At 70.6% G+C, this 26,118-nt stretch carries 29 protein-coding genes, 1 tRNA gene and 1 riboswitch; of the genes, 14 read left to right on the plus strand and 16 right to left on the minus strand.

Going from position 1 to position 26,118, the window contains the following annotated elements; translation table 11 throughout:
- Genes M6G08_RS05345 through M6G08_RS05365 form a run of 5 tightly spaced genes read left to right on the plus strand, consistent with a single transcriptional unit; the run spans position 1 to position 3,940 of the window.
- Positions 1–441, plus strand: coding sequence for a roadblock/LC7 domain-containing protein (locus tag M6G08_RS05345; protein WP_272586036.1), 441 nt, complete (start codon positions 1–3; stop codon positions 439–441).
- The gene (locus M6G08_RS05350) at positions 438–791 is read left to right on the plus strand and encodes a DUF742 domain-containing protein (protein WP_073723548.1); all 354 of its coding nucleotides are present in this window, start codon (positions 438–440) and stop codon (positions 789–791) included. The genes M6G08_RS05345 and M6G08_RS05350 overlap by 4 nt, the downstream gene beginning before the upstream one ends.
- On the plus strand, positions 769–1,437 hold the full coding sequence (locus tag M6G08_RS05355) for a GTP-binding protein (protein ID WP_443048740.1): 669 nt from the start codon (positions 769–771) through the stop codon (positions 1,435–1,437). The genes M6G08_RS05350 and M6G08_RS05355 overlap by 23 nt, the downstream gene beginning before the upstream one ends.
- Complete coding sequence (locus M6G08_RS05360; RefSeq protein ID WP_272586037.1) at positions 1,434–2,702, plus strand: cytochrome P450; 1,269 nt, start codon at positions 1,434–1,436, stop codon at positions 2,700–2,702. Before M6G08_RS05355 ends, M6G08_RS05360 begins: the two co-directional genes overlap by 4 nt.
- An 11-nt stretch (positions 2,703–2,713) precedes the next feature.
- Positions 2,714–3,940, plus strand: a complete 1,227-nt coding sequence (locus M6G08_RS05365) for a cytochrome P450 family protein (RefSeq protein ID WP_272586039.1) — start codon at positions 2,714–2,716, stop codon at positions 3,938–3,940.
- Positions 3,941–3,987: 47 nt separating this feature from the next.
- Here the strand turns inward: M6G08_RS05365 and M6G08_RS05370 are convergent, their stop codons facing one another.
- Positions 3,988–4,461: a carboxymuconolactone decarboxylase family protein gene (locus M6G08_RS05370; protein WP_272586040.1), complete on the minus strand. Its 474-nt coding sequence runs from the start codon at positions 4,459–4,461 to the stop codon at positions 3,988–3,990.
- A 105-nt stretch (positions 4,462–4,566) separates the two neighbouring features.
- The gene (locus M6G08_RS05375) at positions 4,567–5,457 is read right to left on the minus strand and encodes an alpha/beta fold hydrolase (RefSeq protein ID WP_272586041.1); all 891 of its coding nucleotides are present in this window, start codon (positions 5,455–5,457) and stop codon (positions 4,567–4,569) included.
- Positions 5,458–5,852: 395 nt separating this feature from the next.
- On the opposite strand from M6G08_RS05375, the gene M6G08_RS05380 reads away from it, so the two are divergent.
- Entirely contained in the window at positions 5,853–6,155 is a 303-nt protein-coding gene (locus tag M6G08_RS05380) for a hypothetical protein (RefSeq protein WP_272586042.1), read from the plus strand.
- A 181-nt stretch (positions 6,156–6,336) separates the two neighbouring features.
- Here the strand turns inward: M6G08_RS05380 and M6G08_RS05385 are convergent, their stop codons facing one another.
- The 3 genes from M6G08_RS05385 to M6G08_RS05395 all read right to left on the minus strand — a co-directional run bounded on the left by M6G08_RS05385 (position 6,337) and on the right by M6G08_RS05395 (position 9,683).
- Complete coding sequence (locus M6G08_RS05385; protein WP_272586043.1) at positions 6,337–6,699, minus strand: VOC family protein; 363 nt, start codon at positions 6,697–6,699, stop codon at positions 6,337–6,339.
- Entirely contained in the window at positions 6,696–8,228 is a 1,533-nt protein-coding gene (locus tag M6G08_RS05390; RefSeq protein WP_272586044.1) for an MFS transporter, read from the minus strand. The genes M6G08_RS05385 and M6G08_RS05390 overlap by 4 nt, the downstream gene beginning before the upstream one ends.
- Before the next feature lie 96 nt (positions 8,229–8,324).
- Positions 8,325–9,683 carry a DUF445 domain-containing protein gene (locus M6G08_RS05395; RefSeq protein WP_272586045.1) on the minus strand — a complete coding sequence of 453 codons (1,359 nt, stop codon included), beginning with the start codon at positions 9,681–9,683 and terminating at the stop codon, positions 8,325–8,327.
- Between the two features lie 196 nt (positions 9,684–9,879).
- Here M6G08_RS05395 and M6G08_RS05400 point away from each other — a divergent pair, with 196 nt between their 5' ends.
- A complete protein-coding gene (locus M6G08_RS05400; RefSeq protein WP_272586046.1) occupies positions 9,880–11,241 on the plus strand; it encodes an SGNH/GDSL hydrolase family protein in 1,362 nt (453 codons plus the stop codon).
- Positions 11,242–11,256: 15 nt separating this feature from the next.
- Here M6G08_RS05400 and M6G08_RS05405 read toward each other — a convergent pair whose 3' ends face one another.
- From M6G08_RS05405 to M6G08_RS05420, 4 genes are read right to left on the minus strand one after another with little or no spacing between them, the layout of a single operon-like run.
- Entirely contained in the window at positions 11,257–12,093 is an 837-nt protein-coding gene (locus M6G08_RS05405; RefSeq protein WP_272586047.1) for a DUF1707 SHOCT-like domain-containing protein, read from the minus strand.
- Between the two features lie 33 nt (positions 12,094–12,126).
- Complete coding sequence (locus tag M6G08_RS05410; RefSeq protein WP_272586048.1) at positions 12,127–13,140, minus strand: ABC transporter ATP-binding protein; 1,014 nt, start codon at positions 13,138–13,140, stop codon at positions 12,127–12,129.
- 5 nt (positions 13,141–13,145) lie between these two features.
- Complete coding sequence (locus M6G08_RS05415; protein ID WP_272586049.1) at positions 13,146–14,006, minus strand: ABC transporter permease; 861 nt, start codon at positions 14,004–14,006, stop codon at positions 13,146–13,148.
- Positions 13,999–14,805, minus strand: a complete 807-nt coding sequence (locus tag M6G08_RS05420) for an ABC transporter permease (RefSeq protein WP_272586050.1) — start codon at positions 14,803–14,805, stop codon at positions 13,999–14,001. The genes M6G08_RS05415 and M6G08_RS05420 overlap by 8 nt, the downstream gene beginning before the upstream one ends.
- Before the next feature lie 262 nt (positions 14,806–15,067).
- Here M6G08_RS05420 and M6G08_RS05425 point away from each other — a divergent pair, with 262 nt between their 5' ends.
- Positions 15,068–17,503 (plus strand): transglycosylase domain-containing protein, encoded by a 2,436-nt coding sequence (locus M6G08_RS05425; RefSeq protein ID WP_443049005.1) that lies wholly within the window; start codon positions 15,068–15,070, stop codon positions 17,501–17,503.
- On the opposite strand, the gene M6G08_RS05430 is transcribed toward M6G08_RS05425, so the two are convergent.
- The 3 genes from M6G08_RS05430 to M6G08_RS05440 form a co-directional block, all read right to left on the minus strand.
- The gene (locus tag M6G08_RS05430; RefSeq protein WP_007388588.1) at positions 17,497–17,817 is read right to left on the minus strand and encodes a DMT family transporter; all 321 of its coding nucleotides are present in this window, start codon (positions 17,815–17,817) and stop codon (positions 17,497–17,499) included. The genes M6G08_RS05425 and M6G08_RS05430 overlap by 7 nt on opposite strands.
- Before the next feature lie 30 nt (positions 17,818–17,847).
- Positions 17,848–17,911, minus strand: a riboswitch (guanidine-III (ykkC-III) riboswitch).
- A 63-nt stretch (positions 17,912–17,974) separates the two neighbouring features.
- On the minus strand, positions 17,975–18,277 hold the full coding sequence (locus tag M6G08_RS05435; RefSeq protein ID WP_167307483.1) for a GroES family chaperonin: 303 nt from the start codon (positions 18,275–18,277) through the stop codon (positions 17,975–17,977).
- A 75-nt stretch (positions 18,278–18,352) separates the two neighbouring features.
- Complete coding sequence (locus tag M6G08_RS05440) at positions 18,353–18,685, minus strand: DUF3618 domain-containing protein (protein ID WP_272586053.1); 333 nt, start codon at positions 18,683–18,685, stop codon at positions 18,353–18,355.
- 92 nt (positions 18,686–18,777) lie between these two features.
- On the opposite strand from M6G08_RS05440, the gene bcp reads away from it, so the two are divergent.
- From bcp to M6G08_RS05460, 4 genes are all read left to right on the plus strand, one after another.
- Positions 18,778–19,245 (plus strand): thioredoxin-dependent thiol peroxidase, encoded by a 468-nt coding sequence (bcp, locus tag M6G08_RS05445; RefSeq protein WP_217249287.1) that lies wholly within the window; start codon positions 18,778–18,780, stop codon positions 19,243–19,245.
- 138 nt (positions 19,246–19,383) lie between these two features.
- Entirely contained in the window at positions 19,384–20,034 is a 651-nt protein-coding gene (locus M6G08_RS05450; RefSeq protein WP_272586054.1) for an HNH endonuclease signature motif containing protein, read from the plus strand.
- Complete coding sequence (locus tag M6G08_RS05455; RefSeq protein ID WP_272586055.1) at positions 20,031–20,702, plus strand: HNH endonuclease signature motif containing protein; 672 nt, start codon at positions 20,031–20,033, stop codon at positions 20,700–20,702. The genes M6G08_RS05450 and M6G08_RS05455 overlap by 4 nt, the downstream gene beginning before the upstream one ends.
- Positions 20,703–20,717: 15 nt before the next feature.
- Positions 20,718–20,793: transfer RNA gene (locus M6G08_RS05460), tRNA-Leu, on the plus strand.
- A 55-nt stretch (positions 20,794–20,848) separates the two neighbouring features.
- Here M6G08_RS05460 and rdgB read toward each other — a convergent pair.
- The 4 genes from rdgB to M6G08_RS05480 form a co-directional block, all read right to left on the minus strand.
- Entirely contained in the window at positions 20,849–21,451 is a 603-nt protein-coding gene (gene rdgB / locus M6G08_RS05465; RefSeq protein WP_272586056.1) for an RdgB/HAM1 family non-canonical purine NTP pyrophosphatase, read from the minus strand.
- 34 nt (positions 21,452–21,485) lie between these two features.
- On the minus strand, positions 21,486–21,893 hold the full coding sequence (locus M6G08_RS05470) for a hypothetical protein (RefSeq protein ID WP_272586057.1): 408 nt from the start codon (positions 21,891–21,893) through the stop codon (positions 21,486–21,488).
- 191 nt (positions 21,894–22,084) lie between these two features.
- A complete protein-coding gene (gene rph, locus M6G08_RS05475) occupies positions 22,085–22,825 on the minus strand; it encodes a ribonuclease PH (RefSeq protein WP_272586058.1) in 741 nt (246 codons plus the stop codon).
- A 99-nt stretch (positions 22,826–22,924) separates the two neighbouring features.
- Positions 22,925–23,224 (minus strand): PTS sugar transporter subunit IIB, encoded by a 300-nt coding sequence (locus M6G08_RS05480; protein ID WP_272586059.1) that lies wholly within the window; start codon positions 23,222–23,224, stop codon positions 22,925–22,927.
- Between the two features lie 92 nt (positions 23,225–23,316).
- Here M6G08_RS05480 and M6G08_RS05485 point away from each other — a divergent pair, with 92 nt between their 5' ends.
- Both M6G08_RS05485 and M6G08_RS05490 read left to right on the plus strand, forming a co-directional pair.
- Positions 23,317–24,612: a PTS transporter subunit EIIC gene (locus M6G08_RS05485; RefSeq protein ID WP_272591265.1), complete on the plus strand. Its 1,296-nt coding sequence runs from the start codon at positions 23,317–23,319 to the stop codon at positions 24,610–24,612.
- 245 nt (positions 24,613–24,857) lie between these two features.
- Complete coding sequence (locus tag M6G08_RS05490) at positions 24,858–26,108, plus strand: PTS transporter subunit EIIC (RefSeq protein ID WP_272586060.1); 1,251 nt, start codon at positions 24,858–24,860, stop codon at positions 26,106–26,108.
- Positions 26,109–26,118 lie beyond the last annotated feature (10 nt).

Consider the following 26,118-nt stretch of genomic DNA (forward strand, 5'->3'; position numbering starts at 1 on the left):
GTGCAAGACACACACACCAACAGCCTGGGCTGGCTGCTGGACCAGGAACTCGGCAGCGTCGAGGGCGTCCGGTACGCCGTGCTGATGAGCAGCGACGGGCTGCTGAAGGCCCGCACCGAGACGATCGGCCAGGACGACGGGGAGAAGTTCGCCGCGCTGACGGCGGCGCTGCGCGCGGCGGGCAAGGCCTGGGACGAGTTCACCGGCGGCGCGGGGATGCGGCAGCTGCTGATCGAGTCGGTCGGCTGCATCGGCCTGACGACCACCGCGGCGAAGAACACCATGCTGTCGGTGTGCACGACCGGCCCGGACGCCGACGTCGGCCTGATCTCCCACCACATGGTGCGGCTCGCCACCCGGGTGGGGCACGAACTGGCCACGGAGGAGCGCGTGCCGGTCCAGCAGCGGGTACCGGTCGCGGAAGGCGGCTCACCGGCATGAGCGGGCCGCGGCGCGACCCCGACATGGTCAGGCCCTACGTCCGCACCGGGGGCCAGGTCCGCGCGCGTGACGACGTGCGCCTGGAGAGCGTGGTCGTCGCCGCGAACGGTCCCACGGACACCCTCGGCCCGGACGCCCGCCGGGTGATGCGGCTGTTCGCCGGCGCCCGGGGCGGCCTGGCCGTCGCCGACATCGCCGCCGCGCTGGAGCTGCCGCCCTCCACGGTGCGCATCCTCGTCTCCGCGCTGATGGACTCCGGCCACCTGTCCAGCCCGGTCGCCGCGCTCGACGACCAGCCCGACTTCGACCTGCTGCAGGAGGTACTCCGTGGACTTCGCTCCATGGTCTGACGGAACCGACCGGTCCGACCGGCCCGACCGGCCCGACGGGGCGGCGGACCCGTCCGTCACCTACGTCCCGGCCTCGGTGACCCGGTCGGCCAAGATCGTGGTCGCGGGGGGCTTCGGCGTCGGCAAGACGACGTTCATCGGCAGCGTCTCCGAAGTGCGGCCGCTGCGCATGGAGGAGCCGATCACGCAGATCAGCGCCGGTGTGGACGACCTGCGCGGCACCCCGCACAAGACGACGACCACCGTGGCGATGGACTTCGGCCGCATCCACATGGCCGGCGGCCGGATCGCGCTGTACCTGTTCGGGCTGCCGGGGCAGTCCCGTTTCCAGCCGCTGTGGGAGGACCTGGCCGAGGGCGCCCTCGGCTGTCTCGTCCTGGCCGACACCCGCGACCTCGACGCCTCCCACGACGCCCTCGGTCTGCTGGACGGCGCGGGAATCCCGTACGCCGTCGCCATCAACACCTTCCCCGGCGCCCCGGCTTACCCCGAGGCCGAGCTGCGCGAGGCGCTGGCCCTCGAACCGGCCACCCCGCTGACGTACTGCGACGCCCGCGACCGCACGTCCTCCCTGCACGCCCTGATCACGCTCACCGAGTACCTCACCGAGCACCGTTCAGCCGCCCTCCTGGAGTCCCGCCGATGACGTTGCCTTCCGCCGAGCCCGCACCGGACGGCTCGCCGGGCCGTGTCGCCCTGTACGCGCCGGAGTTCGCCGCCGACCCGCACGCCGCCTACCGGCGCATGCGCCGCACCCACGGCCCGCTCGTCCCGGTCGACCTGGCGCCCGGCGTCCCCGCGACCCTCGTGATCGGCTACTACCAGGCCCGCCGCATCCTCAACGACCCGCTGCACTTCCCGGCCGACCCCCGCGCCTGGGAGAAACTCATCCCGGAGACCTGCCCGGTCCGGCCGATGATGGAGTGGCGGCCCAACGCGCTGCGCTCGGGCGGTGCCGAGCACGCCCGCTACCGGGGGGCGAACACCCACGCCATCGACAAGGTCGACCAGCACGGGCTGCGGGCCCTGGTCGAGAAGGTCGCCGACGGTGCCATCGACGGGTTCCGCGCCGCCGGGTCGGCGGACCTGCTCACCCAGTACTCGTTCCCCATCGCCTTCCGGGTGCTGAGCGCGCTGCTGGGCTGCCCCGACGAGATCGGGCAGCGCATCGCCGACGGCATGGCGAAGATCTTCGACACCACCAACGCCGAGCAGGGCAACGCGATCCTCGCGCAGGCCGTGTCCGACCTGGTGGCCCTGCGGCGGGCCCAGCCCGGCGACGACATCACCTCCCGGCTGGCGCTGCACCCCGCCGAGCTGACCGACGAGGAGATGAGCCATCAGCTGGTCACGCTGTACGGCGCGGGGATCGAGCCGCTGACCAACCTGATCAGCAACACGATCCTGAAGATCCTCACCGACGACGACTTCTCCGCCGACCTGCACGCCGGGCTGTCCACGGTGCGCGACGCGCTCGACGCCGTCCTCTACACCGACCCGCCGATGGCGAACTACTGCATCTCCTACCCTCCGTACCCCATCGACGTGGAGGGCGTGCTGCTCCCGGCCGACCAGCCGGTCGTGATCTCGATGGCGGCGGCCAACAACGACCCGGCCCTCACCGAGGGCGTGCCCGAGGGACAGCACGGCGGCAACCGCGCCCACCTGGCCTGGAGCACCGGCCCGCACACCTGCCCCGCCCGCTCGCACGCCTACCTCATCGCCGAGACCGCGGTCACCCACCTCCTGGATGCGCTGCCGGAGACCGACCTCGCCCGGCCCCTCGCCGAACTGACGTGGCGCCCGGGCCCGTTCCACCGCGCCCTGGACTCGCTGCCCGTCACCTTCCCCGTCACCACCGCGGCCCAGGCCGCAGCCGCACAGCACGTCACGCACCCCGCCGCACACTAAGGAGCCAGGCCATGGCGACCCAGCAGCCCGCCCTCGTCCTCGACCCGACCGGCGCCGGTCACCACGCCGAGCACCGCGCCCTGCGCGACCGCGGCCCCGCGACGCTGGTGGACGTCCTCGGGGTCCAGGCCTGGTCGGTCAGCGATCCCGCCCTCCTCAAACAGCTCCTCACCAGCCCCGACGTCTCCAAGGACGCCCGCGCGCACTGGCCGGCCTTCGGCGAGGTGGTCGGCACCTGGCCGCTGGCCCTGTGGGTGGCGGTGGAGAACATGTTCACCGCGTACGGCCCCGACCACCGCAAGCTGCGCCGGCTGGTGGCGCCCGCCTTCAGTGCCCGTCGCGTCGAGGCGATGCGTCCGGCCGTCGAGTCGATGGTGACCGGGCTCGTCGACCGGCTCGCGGAACTGCCCGCCGGCGAACCCGTCGACCTGCGGCAGGAGCTGGCCTACCCGCTGCCCATCGCGGTGATCGGCCACCTCATGGGTGTGCCCGAGGAACGGCGGGAGGGCTTCCGCGCCCTCGTGGACGGTGTCTTCGACACCACGCTGGACCAGGCCGAGGCGCAGGCCAACACCATGCGCCTGTACGAGGTGCTGGACCAGCTCATCGCCGCCAAGCGCGCCACCCCGGGCGACGACATGACGTCCCTGCTCATCGCCGCGCGGGACGACGAGGGGGACGGCGACCGCCTCTCCCCCGAGGAACTGCGCGACACGCTGCTGCTGATGATCAGCGCAGGTTACGAGACCACCGTCAACGTCATCGACCAGGCCGCGTACACCCTGCTGACCCGCCCCGACCAGCTGGAGCTGGTCCGCGAGGGCGCGGTCACCTGGGGGGACGTGGTGGAGGAGACGCTGCGTCACGAACCGGCGGTCAAGCACCTGCCGCTGCGGTACGCCGTCACGGACATCCCCCTGCCGGGCGGGCGGACCATCGAGCGCGGCGAGGCCATCCTCGCCTCGTACGCCGCCGCCAACCGGCACCCGGACTGGCACGCGGACGCCGACGCCTTCGACGCGACCCGCACGGTCAAGGAGCACCTGGCCTTCGGCCACGGCGTCCACTTCTGCCTGGGCGCGCCGCTGGCCCGTATGGAGGTGACCCTCGCGCTGGAGAGCCTCTTCGGCCGCTTCCCGGACATCCGCCTGGCCGATCCGGCGGAGGAACTGCCGCCCGTGCCGTCCCTGATCAGCAACGGTCACCAGCGGCTCCCGGTCCTGCTGCACGCCGGCTGAGCGGCGGGCGGGCAGGACCGGGCCGGGGAGCGGGCGGGCCGGGGGTGTCAGCCGAACATCCCCGGCTCGTAGTCGCCCGCCGGGTTCTGGAGCATGACGTTCAGCCGGTTGTACGTGTTGATCACGGCGATCAGGCCGACCAGGGCGGCGAGCTGGTCCTCGTCGTAGTGCTTCGCCGCCTGGGCCCACGCCTCGTCGGTGACGCCGCCGGCGGCGTCGGCGATGCGGGTGCCCTGCTCGGTCAGCTCCAGGGCGGCGCGCTCGGCGTCGGTGAAGACCTTGGCCTCGCGCCACGCCGCGATCAGGTTGAGGCGCAGCGAGGTCTCGCCCGCCTTCGCGGCGTCCTTGGTGTGCATGTCGAGGCAGAAGCCGCAGCCGTTGATCTGGCTGGCGCGGATCTTCACCAGCTCCTGCGTCGCGTGCGGCAGCGTCGAGTCCGCCAGGACCTTGCCCGCCGAGTTGATGTGGCGCACGAGCTTGCCCGCGATCGGGTTGGCGAACATGTTGAGTCGCGCTTCCATGGTGACTTCCTCCGTCATCGGTCTCTCGGTGGGCGTACACAGCTACGACGGACCGCGGCGGCGGAATGTGACAGCCCAGCGGAGCGGGTGGATGTGACCTGCGTCTCAGTCGTTCCGAGCCGCCCGGGACAGCAGCCGGAGCAGAGCCGTCGTCACCTCGGCCGGGCGCTCCTCCATCACCCAGTGGCCGGTCCCGGGCAACATCGTCAGCTCGGCGCCGGGGATCGTGCCGGCCAGTTCCATCGCGATCGCCGGGCTCAGGTACTGGTCCTCGCGACCCCAGACGACCGCCGTCGGGCATGGGACGGCGGCCAGGTCCCGGCGCAGGGCGGGGCGGGCGGGGGTGCGGTAGTCGGCGAAGTAGTGGAGCAGCCAGCGGCGGCCCTCCGGCGTGTCCATCCAGTCGAGGTAGCCGCGCAGGAGGTCCGGGGTGAGGTGGCCCGCGCGGACCAGCGGGCCGAAGGTACGGCGGTGGATGGCGACGTACGGCAGGCGCATCGCCGCCGGGCGCAGTGCGGGCGTCCGGGCGACGACGCCGGTCAGGGCGAAGACGGCGTACCAGCGGCGGGTGAACGTGGCGTGGGCGCGGGTGTTGAGGAGGGCCAGCCGGCGTACGCGGTCGGGGTGGCGCTGGGCGAAGCCCAGGGAGAGGAAGCCGCCGTAGTCGTGGCCGGCCAGGTTCACCGAGTCCAGTTCCAGGGCGTCCAGCAGCCGGCCGAGGCGGGCGACCTCGGTGTCGTAGTCGAAGGGGAGGTGCAGTGGGCGCTCGGACCGCCCCCAGCCGAGGAGGTCGGGGGTGATGACCCGGTGGCGGCGCGACAGGGCCGGGACCTGGTGGCGCCAGCAGCGGTGGTCGGCGGGGTAGCCGTGCAGGAGGACGACCGGTTCGGCGTCGGGGGGTCCCGACTCCCAGCAGGCCACGCGGGCGCCGTCCACCGTGACCGACCGGGTGCGGGGCGGGGACTGGTGGTCCGTGCCCGGGCTCTGCGTACTCATCGCCTTCCGGCTCCTTCGCTGCTCGTCGCTCGCCGTGCGTCACCCTCCCTAACTGTGCGTGTACCCCGGAGTGTCGGGGTCAGGGCATGCGGTTCGGCCGATGGAGGGGCCGCGCCGTCGGTACGACCCGGGGCGGGCCGGCCGTCCGGCGGGGATCAGGGGGTGTCGTTCGGATCAGGCCGGCTCCAAGTAACGGTGCCTTGCAGGCGACCCCGAGCGGGGTCTGGTGCGTGCGGCTGCAAGGCGGAGGAGGGCGACAGGACGGAGCCCTGGCAACCGACGACAACCCCGCTGGGGGGGTAAGCGGGTGCCAGACCCCGCGGCCCCGGCAAGATCCGGACGACACCCCTAACCTCGGCTGGAGGAGTTCCTTGTGGGCAGGAGGCGGTGCGGAGATGGTGCGGGTTCCCGGCGCGGTGGTCGCCGCGAGCGGTCTGGTCGGCGGGTACGGCGTGGCCCGGTGGACGAAGAAGCGGGAGCTGGGCGGGGTCGTGCTGGCCGTCGCGGGCGCCGCCGCCGCGCGGCAGTGGCGGGCGCGGGCCGGCGGGAAGGCCGCGGGTGCGCTGACGGCGGCGTACGTCGCCGGTTTCGCCGGGTCCCACCCGCTGGCCAAGGAGGTGGGCGCCTGGCCGTCCGTCCTCGGTGTGGCCGGTGCCGTGGCGCTGGCCTCCTGGGCGGTTGCCGACCGGAAGCCCTGAGCGTCCGCCCAGGTCAGCGGGCTCGGTGCGGGTGGCGGGTCAGTCCCGGTGATGGGTCAGTTCCGGTGACGGGCCAGGGCCAGCCCCGGTGGCGGGCCAGTCCCGGTGGCGGGCCAGTCCCGGTGGCGGGTCAGTCCCGGTGGCGGGTCAGTCCCGGTGATGGGTCAGTCCCGGTGATGGGTCAGTCCCGGTGATGGGTCAGCACGTTGACCACCCGGCCGGTCGGGTCCCGGACGAAGAAGCGGCGTACGCCCCACTCCTCGTCCTTCAGCTCCCGTACGATCTCCGCGCCCGACGCGGTCACCCGCGCGTACACCGCGTCCACGTCCTCGACCTCCACGCTGAGGTCGGGGACGAGGGGCGCGGTGCGTTCCTCGGTGAACAGGCTGATCTGGGCGGTGGGGTTGGACGGGGAGGCCAGGGTGGTCACCCAGCCCATGTCCATGACCTCCTCGAAGCCCAGCAGGCCGTAGAAGTCACGGCTCGTGTGCAGCTGTTCCCCGTCCTCGACCCGGATGTCGGGCACGATCCTGCGAATGGTCATGGGCGGTTCCTCCCCGCCGGACCGGGCGGGTAGTCCCCCGGACCGGCCTGTGCCACCGACAGCGGTTCCGCGATGTCCTCCAGTGCCCGGCGCTCCGCCTTCACCGCCAGGAACGCCGCCACCAGACCGGCCGCGCACATCAGCCCGGCGCCGATCTGGAAGGCCAGCACCGTGTCGCCGACCACGCCGGACTCGGTGAGGTCGGCGAAGAGCAGCGGGCCGCTGATGCCGCCGGCGGCGGTGCCGAGGGCGTAGAAGAAGGCGATGGCCATGGCGCGGGTCTCCATGGGGAAGATCTCGGACACCGTCAGGTAGGCGCTGGAGGCGCCCGCGGAGGCGAAGAACAGCACCACGCACCAGCAGGCCGTCATCGTCGTGGCCGTCAGCGAGCCCTGGTCGAAGAGCCACGCGGTGCCGAAGAGCAGGATGCCCGACAGCAGGTACGTCCCCGAGATCATGATCCGGCGGCCGACCGTGTCGAAGAGGTGGCCGAGCAGGAGCGGGCCCAGGAAGTTGCCGGCGGCGATGACGGCGAAGTAGTAACCGGTGGAGCCGGTCGGCACGTCGAAGAAGGTGATGAGGATGGCGCCGAAGCCGAAGGTGATGGCGTTGTAGAGGAAGGCCTGGCCGATGAAGAGGGACAGGCCGAGGACCGCGCGGCGCGGGTAGCGCCGGAAGACGGTCTTGGCGATCAGACCGAAGCCGATGCTCTTGCGCTGGTGGATGGTGATCTCACCGGCCGGGGGCGGCAGTTTCTCGCCTTTCTCCTCCTCGATCTCGCGTTCGACGGAGTCGACGAGGGTGTCGGCCTTCTCGCCGTGGCCGTGGATGAACTGCCAGCGTGGGCTCTCCGGCACGTGCCGCCGCACCAGGAGGATGACCAGGCCGAGGACGACGCCCATGGCGAAGCTGAGCCGCCAGCCCAGGTCCTTGGGGAAGATGTCGGTGTCCAGCATCACGATGGACAGCAGTGAGCCGCCGATCGCGCCGAGCCAGTAGCTGCCGTTGATGATGAGGTCGACCCGGCCGCGGTACTTGGACGGGATCAGCTCGTCGATCGCGGAGTTGATGGCCGCGTACTCGCCGCCGATGCCGAAGCCGGTGAGGAAGCGGAAGAGGAAGAACCACCAGGACTCGAAGGAGAGCGCCGTCAGCGCGGTCGCCGCCAGGTAGACGGCCAGCGTCGCGATGAACAGCTTCTTGCGGCCGTAACGGTCGGTCAGCCAGCCGAAGAACAGGGCCCCGGAGCAGGCGCCCGCCACGTAGAGGGCGGCGGCGATCCCGGTGATCTGCGCCGAGGTGATGTCCAGGCCGCTGCCGTCCTCGGCGATGCGTCCGGCGACGTTGCCGACGATCGTGACTTCCAGGCCGTCGAGGATCCAGACGGTGCCCAGGCCGATCACGATCATCCAGTGCCATCGTGACCAGGGCAGGCGGTCCAGGCGGGCGGGGACGGCCGTGGTGACGGTGCCGGTGGAGACGGGCCCCGAGGCCGACGACGACGCATCTGACGACGAATCCGCTGTCATGGCTCCCTCTCCGTCGGGCGGACGCCTCCCGTGTGCCCTGCACCGGGAGGAACACGCCCGCCGCGCCGGGAGGCCGCAGGGCCGCACGTGGCGGCCCTACGCTCCCAGGATGCGGGAGACCGCGTAGATCAGCAGCCCGGCCAGCGAGCCGACCACCGTGCCGTTGATGCGGATGAACTGGAGGTCGCGGCCGATGTTCGCCTCGATCTTCTTCGTGGTGTGCTCGGCGTCCCAGCTCGCCACCGTGTCGGTGATCAGGGAGGTGATCTCCTTGCGGTAGGTGGTGACCACGTACACCGCGGCGCCCTCCACCCAAGCGTCGACCTTGCCCTGCACCCGGGTGTCGGAGGCCATCCGGGCGCCCAGCGACAGCAGCGAGGCCCGCACCCGCATGCGCAGTTCGCTGCGCTCGTCCTCCGCCGCCGAGACGATCATGGCCCGTACGGCCGTCCAGGCGGACGCGATCAGGTCCTGGACCTCGCCGCGCCCCAGCACCTCGGTCTTCAGCCGCTCCACGCGTGCCCGGGTCTCGGTGTCGGACTGGAGGTCGGAAGCGAAGTCGGCGAGGAAGCGGTCCAGGGCGCCGCGCGCCGGGTGGGCGGGCATGTCGCGCATCTCGGTGACGAAGCGCAGCAGCTCCTTGTAGACGCGCTCGCCGACCCGCTTGTCCACGAACCGGGGCGTCCATCCGGGTGCCCCGCCCTGCACGGCGTCCATCACGGAGTCGCCGTGCAGGACCAGCCAGTCGTGGGCGCGGGAGACGATCAGGTCGACGGCGCGCTTGTGACCGCCGTCGGCGACGATCCGGTCCAGCATCTTGCCGATGCCGGGGGCGATCTCCTGGGCGTCGGCCCGGCGGGTGATCGCCTCACCGACCACCGCCTGCACGTCGGAGTCGCGCAGCACGGTCAGCGCGCCCCGCAGGGCGGCGGCCAGCTCGGCCGTCACCCGGTCGGCGTGCTCGGGAACGGCGAGCCAGGCACCGAGCCGGCTGCCGATGCCGACGGCGCGCAGCCGCTGCCGTACGACGTCCTCGGAGAGGAAGTTCTCGCCGACGAACTCGCCCAGCGAGACGCCCAGCTGGTCCTTCTTCTTCGGGATGATCGCGGTGTGCGGGATGGGGATGCCGAGCGGGTGGCGGAAGAGGGCGGTGACCGCGAACCAGTCGGCGAGCGCGCCGACCATGCCGGCCTCGGCGGCGGCCGACACATAGCCCGCCCAGGCGCCCGCGCCCCGGTGCAGGGCCCACTCGGCGAGTACGTAGACCAGGGCGACGAAGAGCAGCAGGCCGGTGGCGGTGAGCTTCATACGGCGCACGCCGCGCCGCTTCTCCTCGTCCGCCGCGCTGAAGGACGTCATCGCGCGGTCGCGGACGGCGCCCGTACCGCTCCCGCCTCCGGCACCGCTCCCGGTGCCGCCGGATCCATCCGGAAGTCCCGCCTTCGTGCGTTCCATCCACTCCACCGTTCGCCGATCCGCCCCGCACACATTGTCCCTTCCTGACCGACTCCTGGAACGGAACACAAGTTCCCGGCGTCTGTCCGGAAGGGGAACGCGCGGGGGTCGTACGGCGTTTCCCCGACCTGTGCCGCATCATGGGTATATCGGACCGGAGCCTCGGGCTCCCCTCGCCCGAGGAGAACAGCACAGCATGACCCGGGGTCGTGACGGAGGCACGGGGGCGCCTCCCACCAAGTACCGTGCCCTGCTCGCCGGGATCGTCACCCTGATCGTGGCGATCTCCGCGGCCATATACGCCTCGGTATCGGCCGACGGCGCCGGGGACCGCGCCCCCCTCGCCGGCGGCCCCGCCCCGCGCGGCGACGCCGCTCCCGCCTCCACCGGCACCTGGGTCGGCGCCTGGTCCGCCTCCCCGGCGGCAGCGGAACCGCGCACCGAGACCACCGGGATGGCGGGCCGCTCGGTACGCAACGTCGTGCACGCCGGCGTCGGCGGAACGAGCGCGCGGATCACACTGTCCAACCTCTACGGGCAGTCCCCGCTGACCATCACGCACGCGACCATCGCCCTGTCGGCCGGCCCCGACAGCGCCGCCGCGCTCGCCGACACCATGCGCCGGCTCACCTTCGGCGGCAGCCCCCAGGTCGTCGTCCCGGCCGGCGGGCGGGTGATGAGCGACATCGCCCGCCTCGCCGTCCCCTACGGCGCGGACGTCCTGGTCACCACGTACTCCCCCGTGCCGTCCGGCCCGGTCACCCACCATCCGCACGCCCAGCAGATCAGCTACCTCGCCGACGGGGAGCACACCGCCGACGTCACCGCCGTCGCGTACACGACCGAGACGCGGGTCTGGCGGTACCTGACCGCCCTGGACGTGCTCAGCCACGAGGCCGACGGCACGGTCGTCGCCCTCGGCGACTCGATCACCGACGGCTTCGGCTCGGACACGAACGCCAACAACCGGTGGACCGACACCCTCGCCGAGCGGCTCCACGAGGCGGCCGGGAACGGGCGGGACACGCCCCGCTACAGCGTCGTCAACCAGGGCATCAGCGGCAACCGCATCCTGACGAGCAGGGCGGGCCGGCCCGCCGACAACCCCAGCGCCCTCAGCCGGTTCGAGCGGGACGTCCTGGAGCGCACCAACGTCAAGGCCGTCGTCATCGTCCTCGGCGTCAACGACATCCTGCACAGCCCCGAACTCGCCGACCGCGAAGGCATCCTCGACGGCCTGCGCACCATGGTCGACCAGGCGCACGGCCGGGGACTGAAGGTCATCGGCGCGACGATCATGCCGTTCGGCGGGCACGGCGGCTACACGAAGGCCCGCGAGAACATGCGGCAGCAGATCAACGAGGAGATCCGCTCCGGCCACGTGTTCGACGCGGTCGTCGACTTCGACAAGGCTCTGCGCGACCCCTACGACCCGCGCCGGCTGCGCTCCGACTACGACAGCGGCGACCACCTGCACCCCAGCGACAAGGGGTACGAGCGCATGGGCCGGGTCCTCGACCTGGACGACCTGAAGGGCGCGGCACCGGTCCAGCTGTGACCGGCGGCGCCCCGCTCAGTCCTCGCCCCGCCTGCGCCGGTCCCGTTCCTCGCGGCGCAGCTCGCGCTGCTCGCGGCGTGCGTCGCGGTGCTCGCGGAGCATGTCCCGGTGACCGTCCAGCATCCGGAGGTGGTCCTCGGCCACGTCGTCGCGGGACGAGGCGCGCAACTCTTGCCGGGCGGCCCGGCGCTCCAGCTTCTCCTGCCGGCGCTCCTCCCTGATCCGCAGCTTCTCCGCCCGGGTCAGCTTGCGCCGGACACCGACGCCGCCCCAGAACGCGAACCCCGTCACGACCACCCGCGGGGCGCCCGGGTCGCCCGGCACACCGGACTCCCGGTGGTCGAAGTCGCCCATGACGCCGACGCCCCGCACGATCACCTCGACGCCCGGCGGCACGATCACGTCGATCCCGCCCATGACCGCCACGCAGTTGATCACGACCTCACCGTCCGCGAACAGCGCCTCGCGCAGGTCGATCTCCCCGCCGCCCCAGAAGGCGAAGGAGTTGAAGCGGCGCGGCACGGTCCAGCGGCCCTTGCGCTGGAACCCGGACATCACCGCCACCGCCCACGACGACGAACCCTCGCCGCCGGTGATCCGGCCCGCCCACTCCCCGGCCGCCGCCGGTTCCTTCGTCATCGACACCTTGGGCGCCGCGACCGCCGTGCCGACCGGCAGGTCCCGGGTGATCGGCGCCAGCTCCCCGTAGGTCCGCGCGCTGTACGTGGCGTCCAGCCGCTCCTCGAACTCGGCCATGTCCAGGCGTCCCTCCGCGAGGGCGTCCCGCAGGACCTCGGCGACTCGTTCACGGTCGGCGTCGGATGCGCGCAGCTCCGGGGCGTCGTCGGTCATGTACAGCAGCCTACGAGGTCGCCGCGCCGGAAACTACGCGGTCGAGCGTTCCGCGTACATCTTCGCGATCACCGACTCGATGTCCGGCTCCCGCACCGACAGGTCCACCAGCGGGTACCGGGCCGCGACCGCCGCCACCAGCCCCGCCGCCGAAGCCGACGCCGGGAACGCCAGCCACTGCCGCGGCCCCTCCACCCGCAGCACCCGCGCCGGCGCCGGCGCCTCGATCGGCGGCAGCTCCCGCTCCAGGTCCACCACCAGGGTCCGTTCGCTCTCCCCCGCCTCGTGCAGGCCGGCGAGCGGACCGTCGTACATCAGCCGGCCGTGGTCGATGACCATCACGCGCGAACACAACTGCTCGATGTCCTGGAGGTCGTGCGTGGTCAGCAGCACCGTCGTGCCGCGCTCCGCGTTCAAGTCCCGCAGAAAGCCCCGCACCTTGGACTTCGACACCACGTCCAGACCGATCGTCGGCTCGTCCAGGTACAGCACGTCCGGGTCGTGCAGCAGCGCCGCCGCGATGTCGCCGCGCATCCGCTGGCCCAGCGACAGCTGCCGCACCGGCACGTCCAGCAGCTCGCCCAGCTGGAGCAGTTCCACGCAGCGCTCCAGGTTCTCCCGGTAACGGGCGTCCGGGATGCGGTACATGCGGTGCATCAGCCGGTAGGAGTCGATCAGCGGCAGGTCCCACCACAGCGTCGTGCGCTGCCCGAAGACCACCCCGATGCGGTGCGCCAGCCGGGTCCGCTCCCGGGACGGGTCGATGCCCGCCACCCGCAGCCGGCCGCCGCTCGGGGTGAGGATGCCGGTCAGCATCTTGATCGTCGTCGACTTCCCGGCGCCGTTCGGCCCGATGTAGCCGACCACCTCCCCGCGCGCCACGGTGAACGACAGCCCGTCCACCGCCCGCACCTGCCGCCGCTCCCGCTTCCAGAACCCCGTCTTCTTGCGCACGTCGAAGACCTTCTCGACGCCGTCCAGCTCGATGAAGGCCGCCGGCGCGGGCCCCGTGGTGTCCGCCTCGGCCATCGTCTCCGACCCGCCCATCCGCCTCAGCTCCCTGTACTCCGGTAGGAACGCAGCCCCGCCCGCCACGCCAGCCCCGCCAGCGCCCCGCAGCCCACGGCCACCAGCGGCGCTGTGAACGCCACCCAGCCGGGCAGGTCCAGCGGGTACGGCCGGTCCAGCACGAAGCACGCCGGCAGCCAGTTGACGAAGGCCAGCGGCACCACGAAGGTCACCCCCCGCACCAGGTCCAGCGCGAACACCGTCGGCGGGTACTGCAGCATCGTCGTACCGCCGTACGTGAACGCGTTCGCCACCTCCGAGGCGTCCTGCGCCACGAACTGGAACGCCCCCGCCGCCACGAACACCGCCGCGAAGATCCCCGCCCCGCCCAGCAGTATCACCGGCATCAGCAGCAGTTTCGCCGCCGTCCAGTCGATGTCCACGACCACCAGCGCGTACCCCAGCACCAGCAGCCCCTGCGTCACCCGCCCCAGCCGCCGCAGCGCGAACCGGTCCGCCGCCACCTGCGCCAGCACCGGCGCCGGACGCACCAGCAGCGTGTCCAGCGTCCCGTCCCGCACCCGGCGCCCCAGCCGGTCCATCGACCCGATCGCCAGGTCGGCCAGCCCGAAGGAGACACCCGACAGCCCGTACAGCAACGCCACCTCGCCCAGCGACCAGCCGCCCAGCGAGTCCACGCGGGAGAACATCAGCAGGATCGCCACGAAGTCCAGCGCGGTCATCGCGAAGTTCCCGAACGTCGTCAGCGCGAACGACGTCCGGTACGCCATCGTCGACCGGATCCACATCGCCGCGATCAGCCGGTACGCCCGCAGCCCCTCGACGACCCGCCCGCGCGGCTCGCCCCTCACGGCCGCGTCCCTCGCCTCCGCCGTCTCAGCCACCCTGCACCACCACCCGCCGTGTCGCCGCCGACTGCACCAGCCGCCCCACCGCCAGCAGCGCCACCGCCCACGCCGCCTGGAACACGAACGTCCCCAGCGGCGCCGCCTCCCCCAGCAGCACGTCCGCCGGCGCCTGCAACAGCGACGACCACGGCAACGCCCGTACGACTTCGCCCAGCGCGCCGGGGAACACGTTCAGCGGCAGCAGCATCCCCGAGCAGAACAGTCCCGCGATCCACGCCATGTGCAGCATCCCCGTGCCGTCCATCAGCCAGAACGCCGACAACGCCACCAGATAGCGCAGCGCGAAGCTCACCAGCGCCCCCAGCCCCACCGCCACCAGGAAGGCCGCCCACGTGGACACCTCCCGCGGCAGCGCCACCGGGAAGAACAGCGAACCGAACGCGAACGGCAGCACCCCGCGCCCCAGCAACTGGAACACCGCCCGTCCCGCGTCCGCCGCCAGCCACCACAGCTGCAGATCCGCCGGCCGGTACAGGTCCACCGCGATGTCACCCGTTCGGATGCGCTCCATCAACTCGTCCTCGAACCCGCCGCCGCCGATCGCCAGCGCCGCCAGCAACGCCTGCCCCAGCCACACGAACGTCACGGCCTGCGCCTGGTCGTACCCCCCGAGCTGCGGCTTCTCGTCCCACAGGGCCAGATAGGTGTACACGAGGATCAGCCCGAAGACCGTGTTGGTGAACACCCCGGCGGCGGTGGCCGCCCGATACGTCGCGTAACGTCGGAATCCGCCCGCCGCGACGGCCGCGTACAGCCGCCCCGAGCCCACACCCACAGCCCTCCCCCTCCGACCGGCACCAAAGCGCAGGAGCCTAGTGCGACGGCGCGAGCCGGTGCCACGGAATTTCACGGGTGTGCCGTCGGGTGGGAACGGAACGGGCGGTGCGAGAGTCTTCTTCTGAGGACCTCAGACGGCGCAGAGGCGTACAGGCCGTACGAGACCAGTCGGTACGACGCGAAGACCATTACCGCGCGACAAACGCGAAAAACGTACGATGCGAAAACCGTACGACGTGAAACAGGAGTCCGTGCACGAGATGAGCGACGAGCCGCAGCCGCAGCCGAAGACCCCGGGCTGGGCGTCCAGAGAGTCACTGGCGGCCGGCGACCCACAGACCGCCGGACCCGAGGGCGCGGGCAAGACGAAGAAGCCCAAGCGACCCAAGCGAACCGGATGGCGCCGGCTCATCCCGACCTGGCGCATGGTCGTCGGCACCTTCGTCATCGGCGTCCTGCTGCTGGTCGGCGGCTTCTTCCTCGGCTACTCCCTCGTCCACATCCCCGCCGCCAACGCCCTCGCCACCAAACAGGCCAACGTCTACCTGTACGCCGACGGCAGCGTCATCGCCCGCGACGGCGAGGTCAACCGCGAGAGCGTCGGCCTCGCCCGCATCTCCAAGGACGCCCAGCACGCCGTCCTGGCCGCCGAGGACCGCGACTTCTACTCCGAGTCCGCCATCGACCCCGGAGCCATGGTCCGCGCCGGCTGGAACACCGCCACCGGCAAGGGCAAGCAGTCCGGCTCCACCATCACCCAGCAGTACGTCAAGAACTACTACCTGGCCCAGGAACAGACCATCACCCGCAAGGTGAAGGAGTTCTTCATCTCGATCAAGCTCGACCGCGAGAAGAGCAAGGACGAGATCCTCGAGGGCTACCTCAACACCAGCTTCTTCGGCCGCGGCGCCTACGGCATCCAGGCCGCCGCCCAGGCCTACTACGGCGTCGACGCCAAGGACCTCACCGCCGCCCAGGGCGCCTACCTCGCCTCCCTCCTCAACGCGCCCAGCCAGTACGACGTCGTCGCCCACCCCGAGAACCGGCCCGCCGCCGAGGCCCGCTGGAACTACGTCCTCGACGGCATGGTCAAGGAGGACTGGCTCACCCCGGCCGAACGCGCCGCCCAGAAGTTCCCCGTGCCCAAGGAGTCCACGATCTCCACCGGCATGTCCGGACAGCGCGGCTACATCGTCAACATCGTCAAGGACTACCTGGTCGGCAACGACATCGTCGACGAGGAGGAACTCGACCGCGGCGGCTACCGCATCACCACCACCCTCCACAAGGACAAGCAGGACGCCTTCGTCAAGGCCGTCGACGACAAGCTCATGTCCCAGCTGGACAAGAAGGAACGCAAGGTCGACACCTACGTCCGCGCCGGCGGCGCCTCGGTCGACCCCAGGACCGGCAAGGTCGTCGCGATGTACAACGGCATCGACTACGTCAAGCAGTACACGCCCAACGCGACCCGCCGCGACTTCCAGGTCGGCTCCACCTTCAAGCCGTTCGTGTTCACCTCCGCCGTCGAGAACAACTCCAAGACGCAGGACGGCCGCTTCATCAACCCCAACACCATCTACGACGGCACCAGCGAACGCCCCGTCCAGGGCTGGAGCGGGACCCGCTACGCCCCGGAGAACGAGGACCACCGGGACTACGGCGACATCACCGTCCGCGAAGCCACCGACAAGTCGGTGAACGCCGTGTACGCCCAGATGGCCGTGGACGTCGGCCCCGGCGAGGTCAAGCAGACCGCGATCGACCTCGGACTGCCGGCCGACACCCCGGAGATGCCGGAGGGCCCCGCCATCGCCCTCGGCACGGCCACCGCCAGCCCCCTCGACATGGCCGAGGCCTACGCCACCATCGCCAACCACGGCAGCCACGGCACGTACACGCTGGTCGAGAAGGTCATGAAGGACGGCAAGCACGAAGTCGACCTGCCCGAACGGCGCGAACGCCAGGCCGTCAGCCGCGAGGCCGCCGACACCACCACCTCCGTCCTGCGCAGCGTCGTCCAGAACGGCACCGCCACCGCCGCCCAGGCCGCGGGCCGCCCCGCCGCCGGCAAGACCGGCACCGCCGAGGAGGACACCGCCGCCTGGTTCGCCGGCTACACCCCCGAACTCGCCACCGTCGTCGCCGTGATGGGCCAGGACCCCAAGACCGCCGCCCACAAGCCCCTCTACGGCGCGATGGGCCTGCCCCGCATCAACGGCGGCGGCGCGCCCGCCGAGATCTGGGGCCAGTACACCCGCGAGGCCCTGGAGGGCGAACCCGTCACCGACTTCGACCTCCGGCTCCAGACCGGCGCCGACGTCACCGCCGCCCCCACCGCCGACTCCTCCGACGAACCGGGCGGCGACGAGAGCGGCACCAGCACACCGGACGACGAGTCGAGCGGCGACGAGGACACCGGCGCCGAGACCCCGGGCGGATCGGCCAGCACCCCGCCCGGCGACACCGGCGGCGACGGCACCGGTGACACCTCCACCGGCGGCCCCGCCACGGGCGGCCCCAGCACCGAGCCCGGCCCCACGGGCGGCGCCGGCGGCGGCGAGGACGACTCCTCGGGCGGCGGCACCACCGAGGGCGGCGACGGCGGGGAAACGACCGGCGCGGGCGGCGGCGGGGACTCCGGCACCGGAACGATCACCGGCCTCCCCACCCGCCCCGGGCGCGAGAGTCAGTGACCGGAGGTCGCCTTCAGACCCACCACGGCCACCAGCAGCAGACAGATGAAGAAGATCCGGGCGGCGGTCGCCGGCTCACCCAGCACCACCATGCCGAGCACCGCCGCACCGGCCGCACCGATGCCCACCCACACGCCGTAGGCGGTACCGATGGGCAACGTCCGCGCCGCGTACGACAGCAGCACCATGCTGGCCACGATCCCGGCACCGGTGAACACACTCGGCCACAGCCGCGTGAAACCGTCGGTGTACTTCATCCCGATCGACCAGCCGACCTCGAGCAGACCGGCGACGAACAGCAGAACCCACGCCATGACAGGCACCTCCGTGAACGAACTGAACGGGGTGCGTCGTCTTTTCCTTCAACCCGGTACGGCGCGTCTCGTCGGGGTGCTTCCCAAGCTAGCAAAAACAGCGGAAAGGGGCCGGTGACCTCGGTCACCAGCCCCTGAAGCCCGTTACGGCTCTGATTCAGAGATACAGCCCGGTGGAATCCTCCGACCCCTCGAACCGGTCCGCGGCCACGGCGTGCAGATCACGCTCGCGCATCAGCACGTAGCCCACACCCCGCACCTCGACCTCCGCCCGGTCCTCCGGGTCGTACAGCACCCGGTCGCCCGGCTCCACGGTCCGCACGTTCTGCCCCACCGCGACGACCTCGGCCCAGGCCAGCCGCTTGCCGACGGCCGCCGTCGCGGGGATCAGGATGCCGCCCCCCGAACGCCGCTCGCCCTCACCGGTGTCCTGCCGCACGAGTACACGGTCGTGCAGCATCCGGATCGGCAGCTTGTCGTCCTGCGGGTGCTCGTTCTTCTTGGCGCTCACGCCCTGAAACCTACCTGCCCCGGCTCAGCGCTTGCCCCGCCGGGTACCGCCCAGGGCCAGCAGCCCCACGACCCCGACCACGACGAGCGCGACGGGCACCACCCGCTCCATCCGCGGCGCGCCCTCCTCGTCCACGAACTGCGACTTCACGTCGCTGACCACACGGTTCACCCCGACGTACGCACGCCCGAGGGTGTGATCGACGCTGGAGGCGACCTTGGCCTTCGCGTCGTCGACGATCGTCTTGGGATGCACGCGCATCCCGATCTCGTCGAGCGTCTCGGCCAGCACCTCGCGACGGCGTTTGATGTCCGCCTCGATCTGCGCCGGGGTTCTGATGTCCGACGTGTCCGCCACCGTACGCCTCCGAAGTCCTCTGACACTGTCCCGGACAGTCTGTCAGCTCCACGCCCCGCTGCACTGTCAGGACCCCCGGTTACGCTGGATCGATGAGCGAGCGACTCCAGCCCGGGGACCCGGCCCCCGCCTTCACCCTCCCGGACGCCGACGGCAACGAGGTGTCCCTGTCCGACCACAAGGGCCGCAAGGTCATCGTCTACTTCTACCCTGCCGCGCTTACCCCCGGCTGCACGAAGCAGGCGTGCGACTTCACGGACAACCTGGAGCTGCTGGCCGGCGCCGGTTACGACGTCATCGGCATCTCCCCCGACAAGCCGGAGAAGCTGGCCAAGTTCCGCGAGACGGAGTCCCTGAAGGTCACCCTCCTCGCCGACCCGGACAAGAAGGTCCTGGACGAGTACGGCGCCTTCGGCGAGAAGAAGAACTACGGCAAGACCTACATGGGCGTCATCCGCTCCACGATCGTGGTGGACGAGGAGGGCAAGGTCGAACGGGCCCTGTACAACGTCCGCGCGACGGGCCACGTGGCCAAGATCATCAAGGACCTGGGCATCTGACCTCTTCCTTTCCTCGCGGGGCCCGTGCCGAAGCCTTCCGGTACGGGCCCTTCCGCATGCCGTGCGTGACTGTCCGATAAACGGTTCGTTACTCCGTACGAGGCCGCGAACGCGTGGCCGGGAAACGGAGGGGAATCGGTGGGGGCGAGTGTGTACAGCAGGGAGCGGCTCGAGGAGGCGGCTCGGGGGGCGCGGACGCTGTCGGAGGCGTTGGTGCGGTTGGGGGTGGATCCGCAGAGCTGGAGGCGTCGGTACCTCTTCGATCGGATGAGGAAGCTGGGGGTGGATGTCTCGCACTTCGAGCGCGAGGGTGCGAAGTGGACGAGGGAGGTCCTTGAACCCGTGGTCGCTGCGTCGACCAGCGTCAACGAGGTCCTGCGGCGGCTCGGACTCGACCCGGTCGGAGGACACCACACGAACATCTCCCGACGTATCAAGGCTTACGGCATCGACACGTCGCACTTCACATCGGCGGTCCGCACGGAACGGCAGCGGCACAACCAGCGACGCCGAACCGCCGAGGAAATCCTCGTCGAAGACACGTCGGCCCGCGCCAGGCGCATCCCGGGCAGCCGGCTGAAGAGGGCGATGCGCGAACTCGGCATGGAGGAGCGCTGCGCGCTCTGCGGCATCGAGGCAGCGTGGCTCGGGGAACCGCTGCCTCTCGAGGTCGACCACGTCGACGGCAACTGGCGAAACAACCGGATCGCGAATCTTCGGATGCTCTGTCCCAACTGTCACTCGACGACGGACACGTACCGGGGCCGCAGCAAGGGGCGCGCCTCATGACCATGGGCACGCAGTACACCCGCGAGCGGCTGGCCGAAGCCGCAGCCCGGTGTTCGAACATCGACGAGGTCATCGCCTTCTTCGGTACGCAGCCCTACCGCAATCTCCGTCGACACCTGTACAAGCGCTTCGAGCACTTCGGCATCGACATCTCACACTTCCCACGTCGGCGACGGGACCCGGCCCCTTGCCCGAGACCGACCGTAGACGAGCTACGAGGCGCGGTAGCGGGAGCGATTTCCATCGCAGGTGCTCTGAAGGCCTTGGGTAAGTCCAGCAACGGCCGGTTTCGCAGGCTGTTTCACCAGTGGGTCGCAGATGACGACATCGACACCTCCCACTTCCTGGGGCAGGCACACCAGCGGGGCAAAGCAAGCTCAACGACCAAGCGTGCCGAGAACATTTTGGTCCACGAGGACAACAGTCGCCGCACAAAGACCTCGCTACTACGCCGCGCGCTCCGCGAAATCGGTGTTCCCGAGAAGTGCGCCAGGTGCGGGGTTGCCGCGGAGTGGTTCGGCAAGCCCATGACGCTGGAGGTCGACCACATCAACGGAAACTGGAGCGACAATCGGCGCGAAAACCTACGCTTACTCTGTCCCAACTGCCACGCGATCACCAGCACCTGGTGCCGGGGAGGTCGACGAACCGCACATCGCGCCCAGTAGAGTAGCCATCGCTAAGGGCCCGTACCCCAGCTGGCCAAGAGGGCGCCGGTTTAGGTCCGGTGTGTCGTGGGTTCGAGTCCCACCGGGCCCACAGAGTGAAGGAGCCCCGTACCTTCGATTCGTTGGTGCGGGGCCCTGTTGCGTAGTCAGCCGAGCAGCTCCCGCACCACCGGCACCAGTGCCCGGAACGCCTTCCCTCGGTGGCTGATCGCGTTCTTCTCCTCCGCCGTGAGCTCCGCGCACGTCCTCGTCTCGCCCTCCGGTTGGAGGATCGGGTCGTAGCCGAAGCCGCCCGTGCCGGCGGGGGTGTGGCGGAGGGTGCCCTTCAACTGGCCCTCGACGACCCGTTCCGTGCCATCGGGCAGGGCGAGGGCCGCCGCGCAGGCGAAGTGGGCGGCTCGGTGTTCGTCGGCGATGTCGGCGATCTGGGCGAGGAGGAGGTCGAGGTTGGCCTTGTCGTCGCCGTGGCGGCCGGCCCAGCGGGCGGAGAAGATGCCCGGCGCGCCGTTCAGGACATCGACGCAGAGGCCGGAGTCGTCGGCGACGGCGGGCAGGCCGGTGGCCCGGGCGAGGGCGTGGGCCTTGAGGAGGGCGTTCTCGGCGAAGGTGACGCCGGTCTCCTTGACGTCGGGGATCTCCGGGTAGGCGTCCGCGCCGACGAGGTCGTGGGGCAGGCCCGCGTCGGCGAGGATGGCCCGGAGTTCGGTGATCTTTCCGGCGTTGCGGGTGGCGAGGATCAGGCGGGTCATGGCGTCCAGTATTCCGGACACCATGACCCCTGGATCACGGCGTGCAGACCTTGGTCAGTTCGCCGGCCGCGTCGGTGACCGGGGCGAGGTCGGGGGTGTTGTCGCCGTTCTCGACGGAGGTGCGGACGTTGTCGACGGCCTTGCCGAGGTCGTCGACGGCCTTGCCGACGTCCGCGTTGTCGGTCTGGTCGCCGATCTCGTCGAGGTTCTTGTCTATGGAGTTGAGGGACTCCTCGAGCTGCGTCGGGTCGTTGGACGCGTTCTCCACGGCCTGCTGGAGGGCGGTGACGCTGTCGGCGATGGCGTCGGCGGTCTGGACGCAGTCGAGTGCCTTGTCGACGGCGTCGCACCCGGTGGTGAGGCCGGCCGTCAGGGCGAAGGCCGCCGCGGCTGCGGCGGTGACGGTGGTGCGGCGAAGGCGGCGGTGGCGGCTCGCGGCCATGGGTCTCGGTCCTCCCCTTGGGACAGGGCCGGTCGGCCCGTGTTCGGTCGGCGCGGCGGCGGGCGCACAGCCGGCTTCGGCTGTACGCCCGTAGAACTGCTGTGCTGCCGCTCGTACTGCTAGTGACGCTGTGGCGGGCGGTCGAGTTGCGTGTCCGGGCCGCCTTTCTTGGCGTGCTTTTGGCGCGCTCTTTACTCTCCGAGGACCGTGTCGAGCGCCTTGCGCTGGAGTTCGGCCAGTGCCGTGCAGCCGGCGGCGGCGAGGTCGAGGAGGGTGTTGAGCTCGTCGCGGTCGAAGGGCTCGGCCTCGGCGGTGCCCTGGACCTCGACGAAGCGGCCGTCGCCGGTGCAGACGACGTTCATGTCGGTGTCGGCGCGGACGTCCTCCTCGTAGCGCAGGTCGAGGAGGGGGGTGCCGTCGACGATGCCGACGGAGACGGCGGAGACGGTGCCGGTCAGCGGCTTGCGGCTGGGCTTGATGAGCTTCTTGGTGTGCTGGGCCCAGGTGATGGCGTCGGCGAGGGCGACGTAGGCGCCGGTGATGGCGGCGGTGCGGGTGCCGCCGTCGGCCTGGAGGACGTCGCAGTCGAGGACGATGGTGTTCTCGCCGAGGGCCTTGTAGTCGATGACGGCGCGCAGGGAACGGCCGATGAGGCGGCTGATCTCGTGGGTGCGGCCGCCGATGCGGCCCTTGACGGACTCGCGGTCGCCGCGGGTGTTGGTGGCGCGGGGGAGCATGGCGTATTCGGCGGTGACCCAGCCTTCGCCGCTGCCCTTGCGCCAGCGGGGGACGCCTTCGGTGACGGAGGCGTTGCAGAGGACTTTGGTGTCGCCGAAGGAGACGAGGACGGAGCCTTCGGCGTGTTTGCTCCAGCCTCGTTCGATGGTGACGGGGCGGAGCTGCTGGGGGGTGCGGCCGTCGATGCGTGACATGCGGGTGAGCCTAGCGGGGCATGGGGAGGGGCCCTTCCCGTGGTGTGTGGCGGGAGGGCCCCTGGGGGCGCTTTTCGGCGCCCGGTGCGCGCGGGGCGCTTACATCATGTCTTCGATTTCCGCGGCGATCGGGTCGGCGTCGGTGCCGATGACGACCTGGATGGCGGTGCCCATCTTGACGACGCCGTGGGCGCCGGCGGCCTTCAGGGCGGCTTCGTCGACCAGGCCGGGGTCGTTGACCTCGGTGCGGAGTCGGGTGATGCAGCCTTCGACCTCTTCGATGTTGTCCAAGCCGCCGAGGCCGGCGACGATCTTCTCAGCCTTGCTGGCCATGTTCTTCTCCCTGATCCGAACCGCTTTGTGGCAGTAACCCACAGTTGGCCCATCTTCGCGAGCCATCGGTGGGGCTTGTGCCGAATGATGGCGTCACGGCGGCGGAGCCGTCTGTCAACTGGTCTACACCAGTGTACCGGCGACCGGATGGAGACCGGATGAGTGCCGACAGCGCGGTCAGCCCTGCTCGGGCCCGTTGGAACAAGGCGTTCCAGGGGCTGCAGAAGATGGGCCGCAGTCTGCAGTTGCCCATCGCGGTCCTGCCCGCGGCGGGCATTCTCAATCGTCTGGGGCAGCCGGACGTCTTCGGTGACGACGGCCTGGGGTGGACGAACGTCTCGAAGGTGATGACCGGCGCGGGCGGCGCGCTGCTGGACGGTTCGCTGGGGCTGCCGCTGCTGTTCTGCGTGGGCGTGGCCATCGGGATGGCGAAGAAGGCGGACGGTTCGACGGCGCTGGCGGCGGTGGCGGGGTTCCTCGTCTACTGGAACGTGCTGCGGCAGTTTCCGGAGGACTGTCCGGAGGGTTCGGAGGCGGTTCCGCAGGTCGGGTGCCGGCTGACGGACGGTTCGGGGACGGTGACGGCGTTCACGTACCAGAATCCGGGGGTGTTCGGCGGCATCGTGATGGGGCTGCTGGCGGCGTACTTCTGGCAGCGGTTCCACCGTACGAAGCTGGTGGACTGGCTCGGGTTCTTCAACGGGCGTCGGCTGGTGCCGATCATCATGGCGTTCGTGGCGATCGCGTTCGCGGCGTTGTGCCTGTGGGTGTGGCCGCCGATCGGTGACGCGCTGGAGAGCTTCAGCGACTGGCTGACGGGGCTGGGCGCGTGGGGTGCGGGTGTGTTCGGGCTGGCGAACCGGGCGTTGCTGGTGATCGGTCTGCATCAGTTCCTGAACGTGCCGATGTGGTTCCAGTTCGGTTCGTACACGAAGCCGGACGGCACGGTGGTGCACGGTGACATCAACATGTTCCTGGCGGGTGATCCGAACGCGGGGCAGTTCACGACGGGCTTCTTCCCGATCATGATGTTCGCGCTGCCGGCCGCCGCGCTGGCGATCACGCACTGCGCGAAGCCGCACCGCCGCAAGGAGGTGGGCGGTCTGATGCTGTCGGTGGGGCTGACGTCGTTCGTGACGGGGATCACGGAGCCGCTGGAATACTCGTTCCTCTTCATCGCTCCGGCGCTGTATGCGGTGCACGCGGTGCTGACGGGTGTGTCGATGGCGGTGACGTGGGGGCTGGGCGTGAAGGACGGGTTCAGTTTCTCGGCGGGGCTGATCGACTACGTCATCAACTGGAACCTGGCGACGAAGCCGTGGCTGATCATTCCGATCGGGCTGTGTTTCGCGGTCGTGTACTACGTGATCTTCCGGTTCGCGATCACGAAGTTCGATCTGAAGACGCCGGGGCGGGAGCCGGAGGACGAGGTGGAGGACGTCACCAAGGTGTAGACCTCGCAGGGAGGTTTAGACCTCTCGCGCCCTCGCGTACCCTTTGGGGAAGGTCTTTCGAAGGCCCCCGGACCGGCGGTCCGGGGGCCTTCGGCACGCCTTCAGGGGCCTGCCGTCAGGGGCTCGGGACCGGTACTGCGCGTAGCGCTCCGGTAGCGGAATCACGGGTTCCTTACGCCGCCTTCATCGTGCTACAACAGGTCTACACCACTGAGTGGTGTAGACCACCACCCGATGGAGGAAGTATGAGCACCGCCACCGACAAGGCGGCCCCCGCAAAGAAGCGGGGATCTGGTCTTTTCCAGGGTCTGCAGAAGGTCGGCCGCAGCCTGCAGCTCCCGATCGCCGTGCTGCCGGCGGCGGGCATCATGGTCCGGCTCGGCCAGGACGACATCTTCGGCAAGGACGGCCTGGGCTGGGACAAGGTCGCCGCCGTCTTCAACAACGCGGGCGGTGCCCTCACCGGCTCGCTGCCGATCCTGTTCTGCATAGGCGTGGCCATCGGCTTCGCCAAGAAGGCGGACGGTTCGACCGCGCTGGCCGCGGTGGTCGGCTTCCTGGTCTACAGCAAGGTCCTGGAGGCCTTCCCGGTCACCGAGGCGGTGGTCAAGAACGGCGAGGACGTCGCGGCCACGTACAACGACCCGGGGGTGCTCGGCGGCATCATCATGGGGCTGCTCGCCGCCGTGCTGTGGCAGCGGTACCACCGCAAGAAGCTGGTGGACTGGCTCGGCTTCTTCAACGGCCGCCGTCTGGTGCCGATCATCATGGCCTTCGTCGGCATCGTGGTCGGTGTCTTCTTCGGTCTGGTCTGGGAGCCCATCGGTGAGGGCATCTCGGACTTCGGCGAGTGGATGACCGGTCTCGGCGCCGGTGGCGCGGCCCTCTTCGGCGGTGTGAACCGCGCGCTGATCCCGGTCGGCATGCACCAGTTCGTGAACACGGTGGCCTGGTTCCAGCTCGGTGACTTCACCAACGCCGCCGGTGACGTCGTGCACGGTGACATCACCCGCTTCCTGGCCGGTGACCCGGACGCCGGCATCTTCCAGTCCGGCTTCTTCCCGATCATGATGTTCGGTCTGCCGGCCGCCGCGATCGCCATCGCGCACTGCGCCCGTCCGGAGCGCCGCAAGGCCGTTATGGGCATGATGGTCTCCCTGGCCGCGACCTCGTTCGTGACGGGTGTGACCGAGCCGATCGAGTTCTCGTTCATGTTCATCGCGCCGGTCCTGTACGTGCTGCACGCGGTGCTCACCGCGATCTCGATGGCGGTCACGTGGGGCCTGGGTGTGCACGCCGGCTTCAACTTCTCGGCCGGCTTCATCGACTACGCGCTGAACTGGCACCTGGCCACCAAGCCATGGCTGATCATCCCGATCGGTCTGGTCTTCGCGGTGATCTACTACGTGACGTTCCGCTTCGCGATCGTCAAGTTCGACCTGAAGACCCCGGGCCGCGAGCCCGAGGAGGAGATCGAGGACCTCACGAAGGCGTGAGCCTCCCCCG

It is taken from the genome of Streptomyces sp. M92 (assembly GCF_028473745.1).
GTDB lineage: Bacteria > Actinomycetota > Actinomycetes > Streptomycetales > Streptomycetaceae > Streptomyces.

Coding starts and splice junctions, on each gene's coding strand:
- M6G08_RS05350 (WP_073723548.1), top strand. CDS start 438: ATGAGCGGGCCGCGGCGCGACCCCGACATGGTCAGGCCCTACGTCCGC.
- M6G08_RS05360 (WP_272586037.1), top strand. CDS start 1,434: ATGACGTTGCCTTCCGCCGAGCCCGCACCGGACGGCTCGCCGGGCCGT.
- M6G08_RS05365 (WP_272586039.1), top strand. CDS start 2,714: ATGGCGACCCAGCAGCCCGCCCTCGTCCTCGACCCGACCGGCGCCGGT.
- M6G08_RS05370 (WP_272586040.1), bottom strand. CDS start 4,461: ATGGAAGCGCGACTCAACATGTTCGCCAACCCGATCGCGGGCAAGCTC.
- M6G08_RS05375 (WP_272586041.1), bottom strand. CDS start 5,457: ATGAGTACGCAGAGCCCGGGCACGGACCACCAGTCCCCGCCCCGCACC.
- M6G08_RS05380 (WP_272586042.1), top strand. CDS start 5,853: ATGGTGCGGGTTCCCGGCGCGGTGGTCGCCGCGAGCGGTCTGGTCGGC.
- M6G08_RS05385 (WP_272586043.1), bottom strand. CDS start 6,699: ATGACCATTCGCAGGATCGTGCCCGACATCCGGGTCGAGGACGGGGAA.
- M6G08_RS05390 (WP_272586044.1), bottom strand. CDS start 8,228: ATGACAGCGGATTCGTCGTCAGATGCGTCGTCGTCGGCCTCGGGGCCC.
- M6G08_RS05395 (WP_272586045.1), bottom strand. CDS start 9,683: ATGGAACGCACGAAGGCGGGACTTCCGGATGGATCCGGCGGCACCGGG.
- M6G08_RS05400 (WP_272586046.1), top strand. CDS start 9,880: ATGACCCGGGGTCGTGACGGAGGCACGGGGGCGCCTCCCACCAAGTAC.
- M6G08_RS05405 (WP_272586047.1), bottom strand. CDS start 12,093: ATGACCGACGACGCCCCGGAGCTGCGCGCATCCGACGCCGACCGTGAA.
- M6G08_RS05410 (WP_272586048.1), bottom strand. CDS start 13,140: ATGGGCGGGTCGGAGACGATGGCCGAGGCGGACACCACGGGGCCCGCG.
- M6G08_RS05425 (WP_443049005.1), top strand. CDS start 15,068: ATGAGCGACGAGCCGCAGCCGCAGCCGAAGACCCCGGGCTGGGCGTCC.
- M6G08_RS05430 (WP_007388588.1), bottom strand. CDS start 17,817: ATGGCGTGGGTTCTGCTGTTCGTCGCCGGTCTGCTCGAGGTCGGCTGG.
- M6G08_RS05435 (WP_167307483.1), bottom strand. CDS start 18,277: ATGCTGCACGACCGTGTACTCGTGCGGCAGGACACCGGTGAGGGCGAG.
- bcp (WP_217249287.1), top strand. CDS start 18,778: ATGAGCGAGCGACTCCAGCCCGGGGACCCGGCCCCCGCCTTCACCCTC.
- M6G08_RS05455 (WP_272586055.1), top strand. CDS start 20,031: ATGACCATGGGCACGCAGTACACCCGCGAGCGGCTGGCCGAAGCCGCA.
- rdgB (WP_272586056.1), bottom strand. CDS start 21,451: ATGACCCGCCTGATCCTCGCCACCCGCAACGCCGGAAAGATCACCGAA.
- M6G08_RS05470 (WP_272586057.1), bottom strand. CDS start 21,893: ATGGCCGCGAGCCGCCACCGCCGCCTTCGCCGCACCACCGTCACCGCC.
- rph (WP_272586058.1), bottom strand. CDS start 22,825: ATGTCACGCATCGACGGCCGCACCCCCCAGCAGCTCCGCCCCGTCACC.
- M6G08_RS05480 (WP_272586059.1), bottom strand. CDS start 23,224: ATGGCTCGCGAAGATGGGCCAACTGTGGGTTACTGCCACAAAGCGGTT.
- M6G08_RS05485 (WP_272591265.1), top strand. CDS start 23,317: ATGAGTGCCGACAGCGCGGTCAGCCCTGCTCGGGCCCGTTGGAACAAG.
- M6G08_RS05490 (WP_272586060.1), top strand. CDS start 24,858: ATGAGCACCGCCACCGACAAGGCGGCCCCCGCAAAGAAGCGGGGATCT.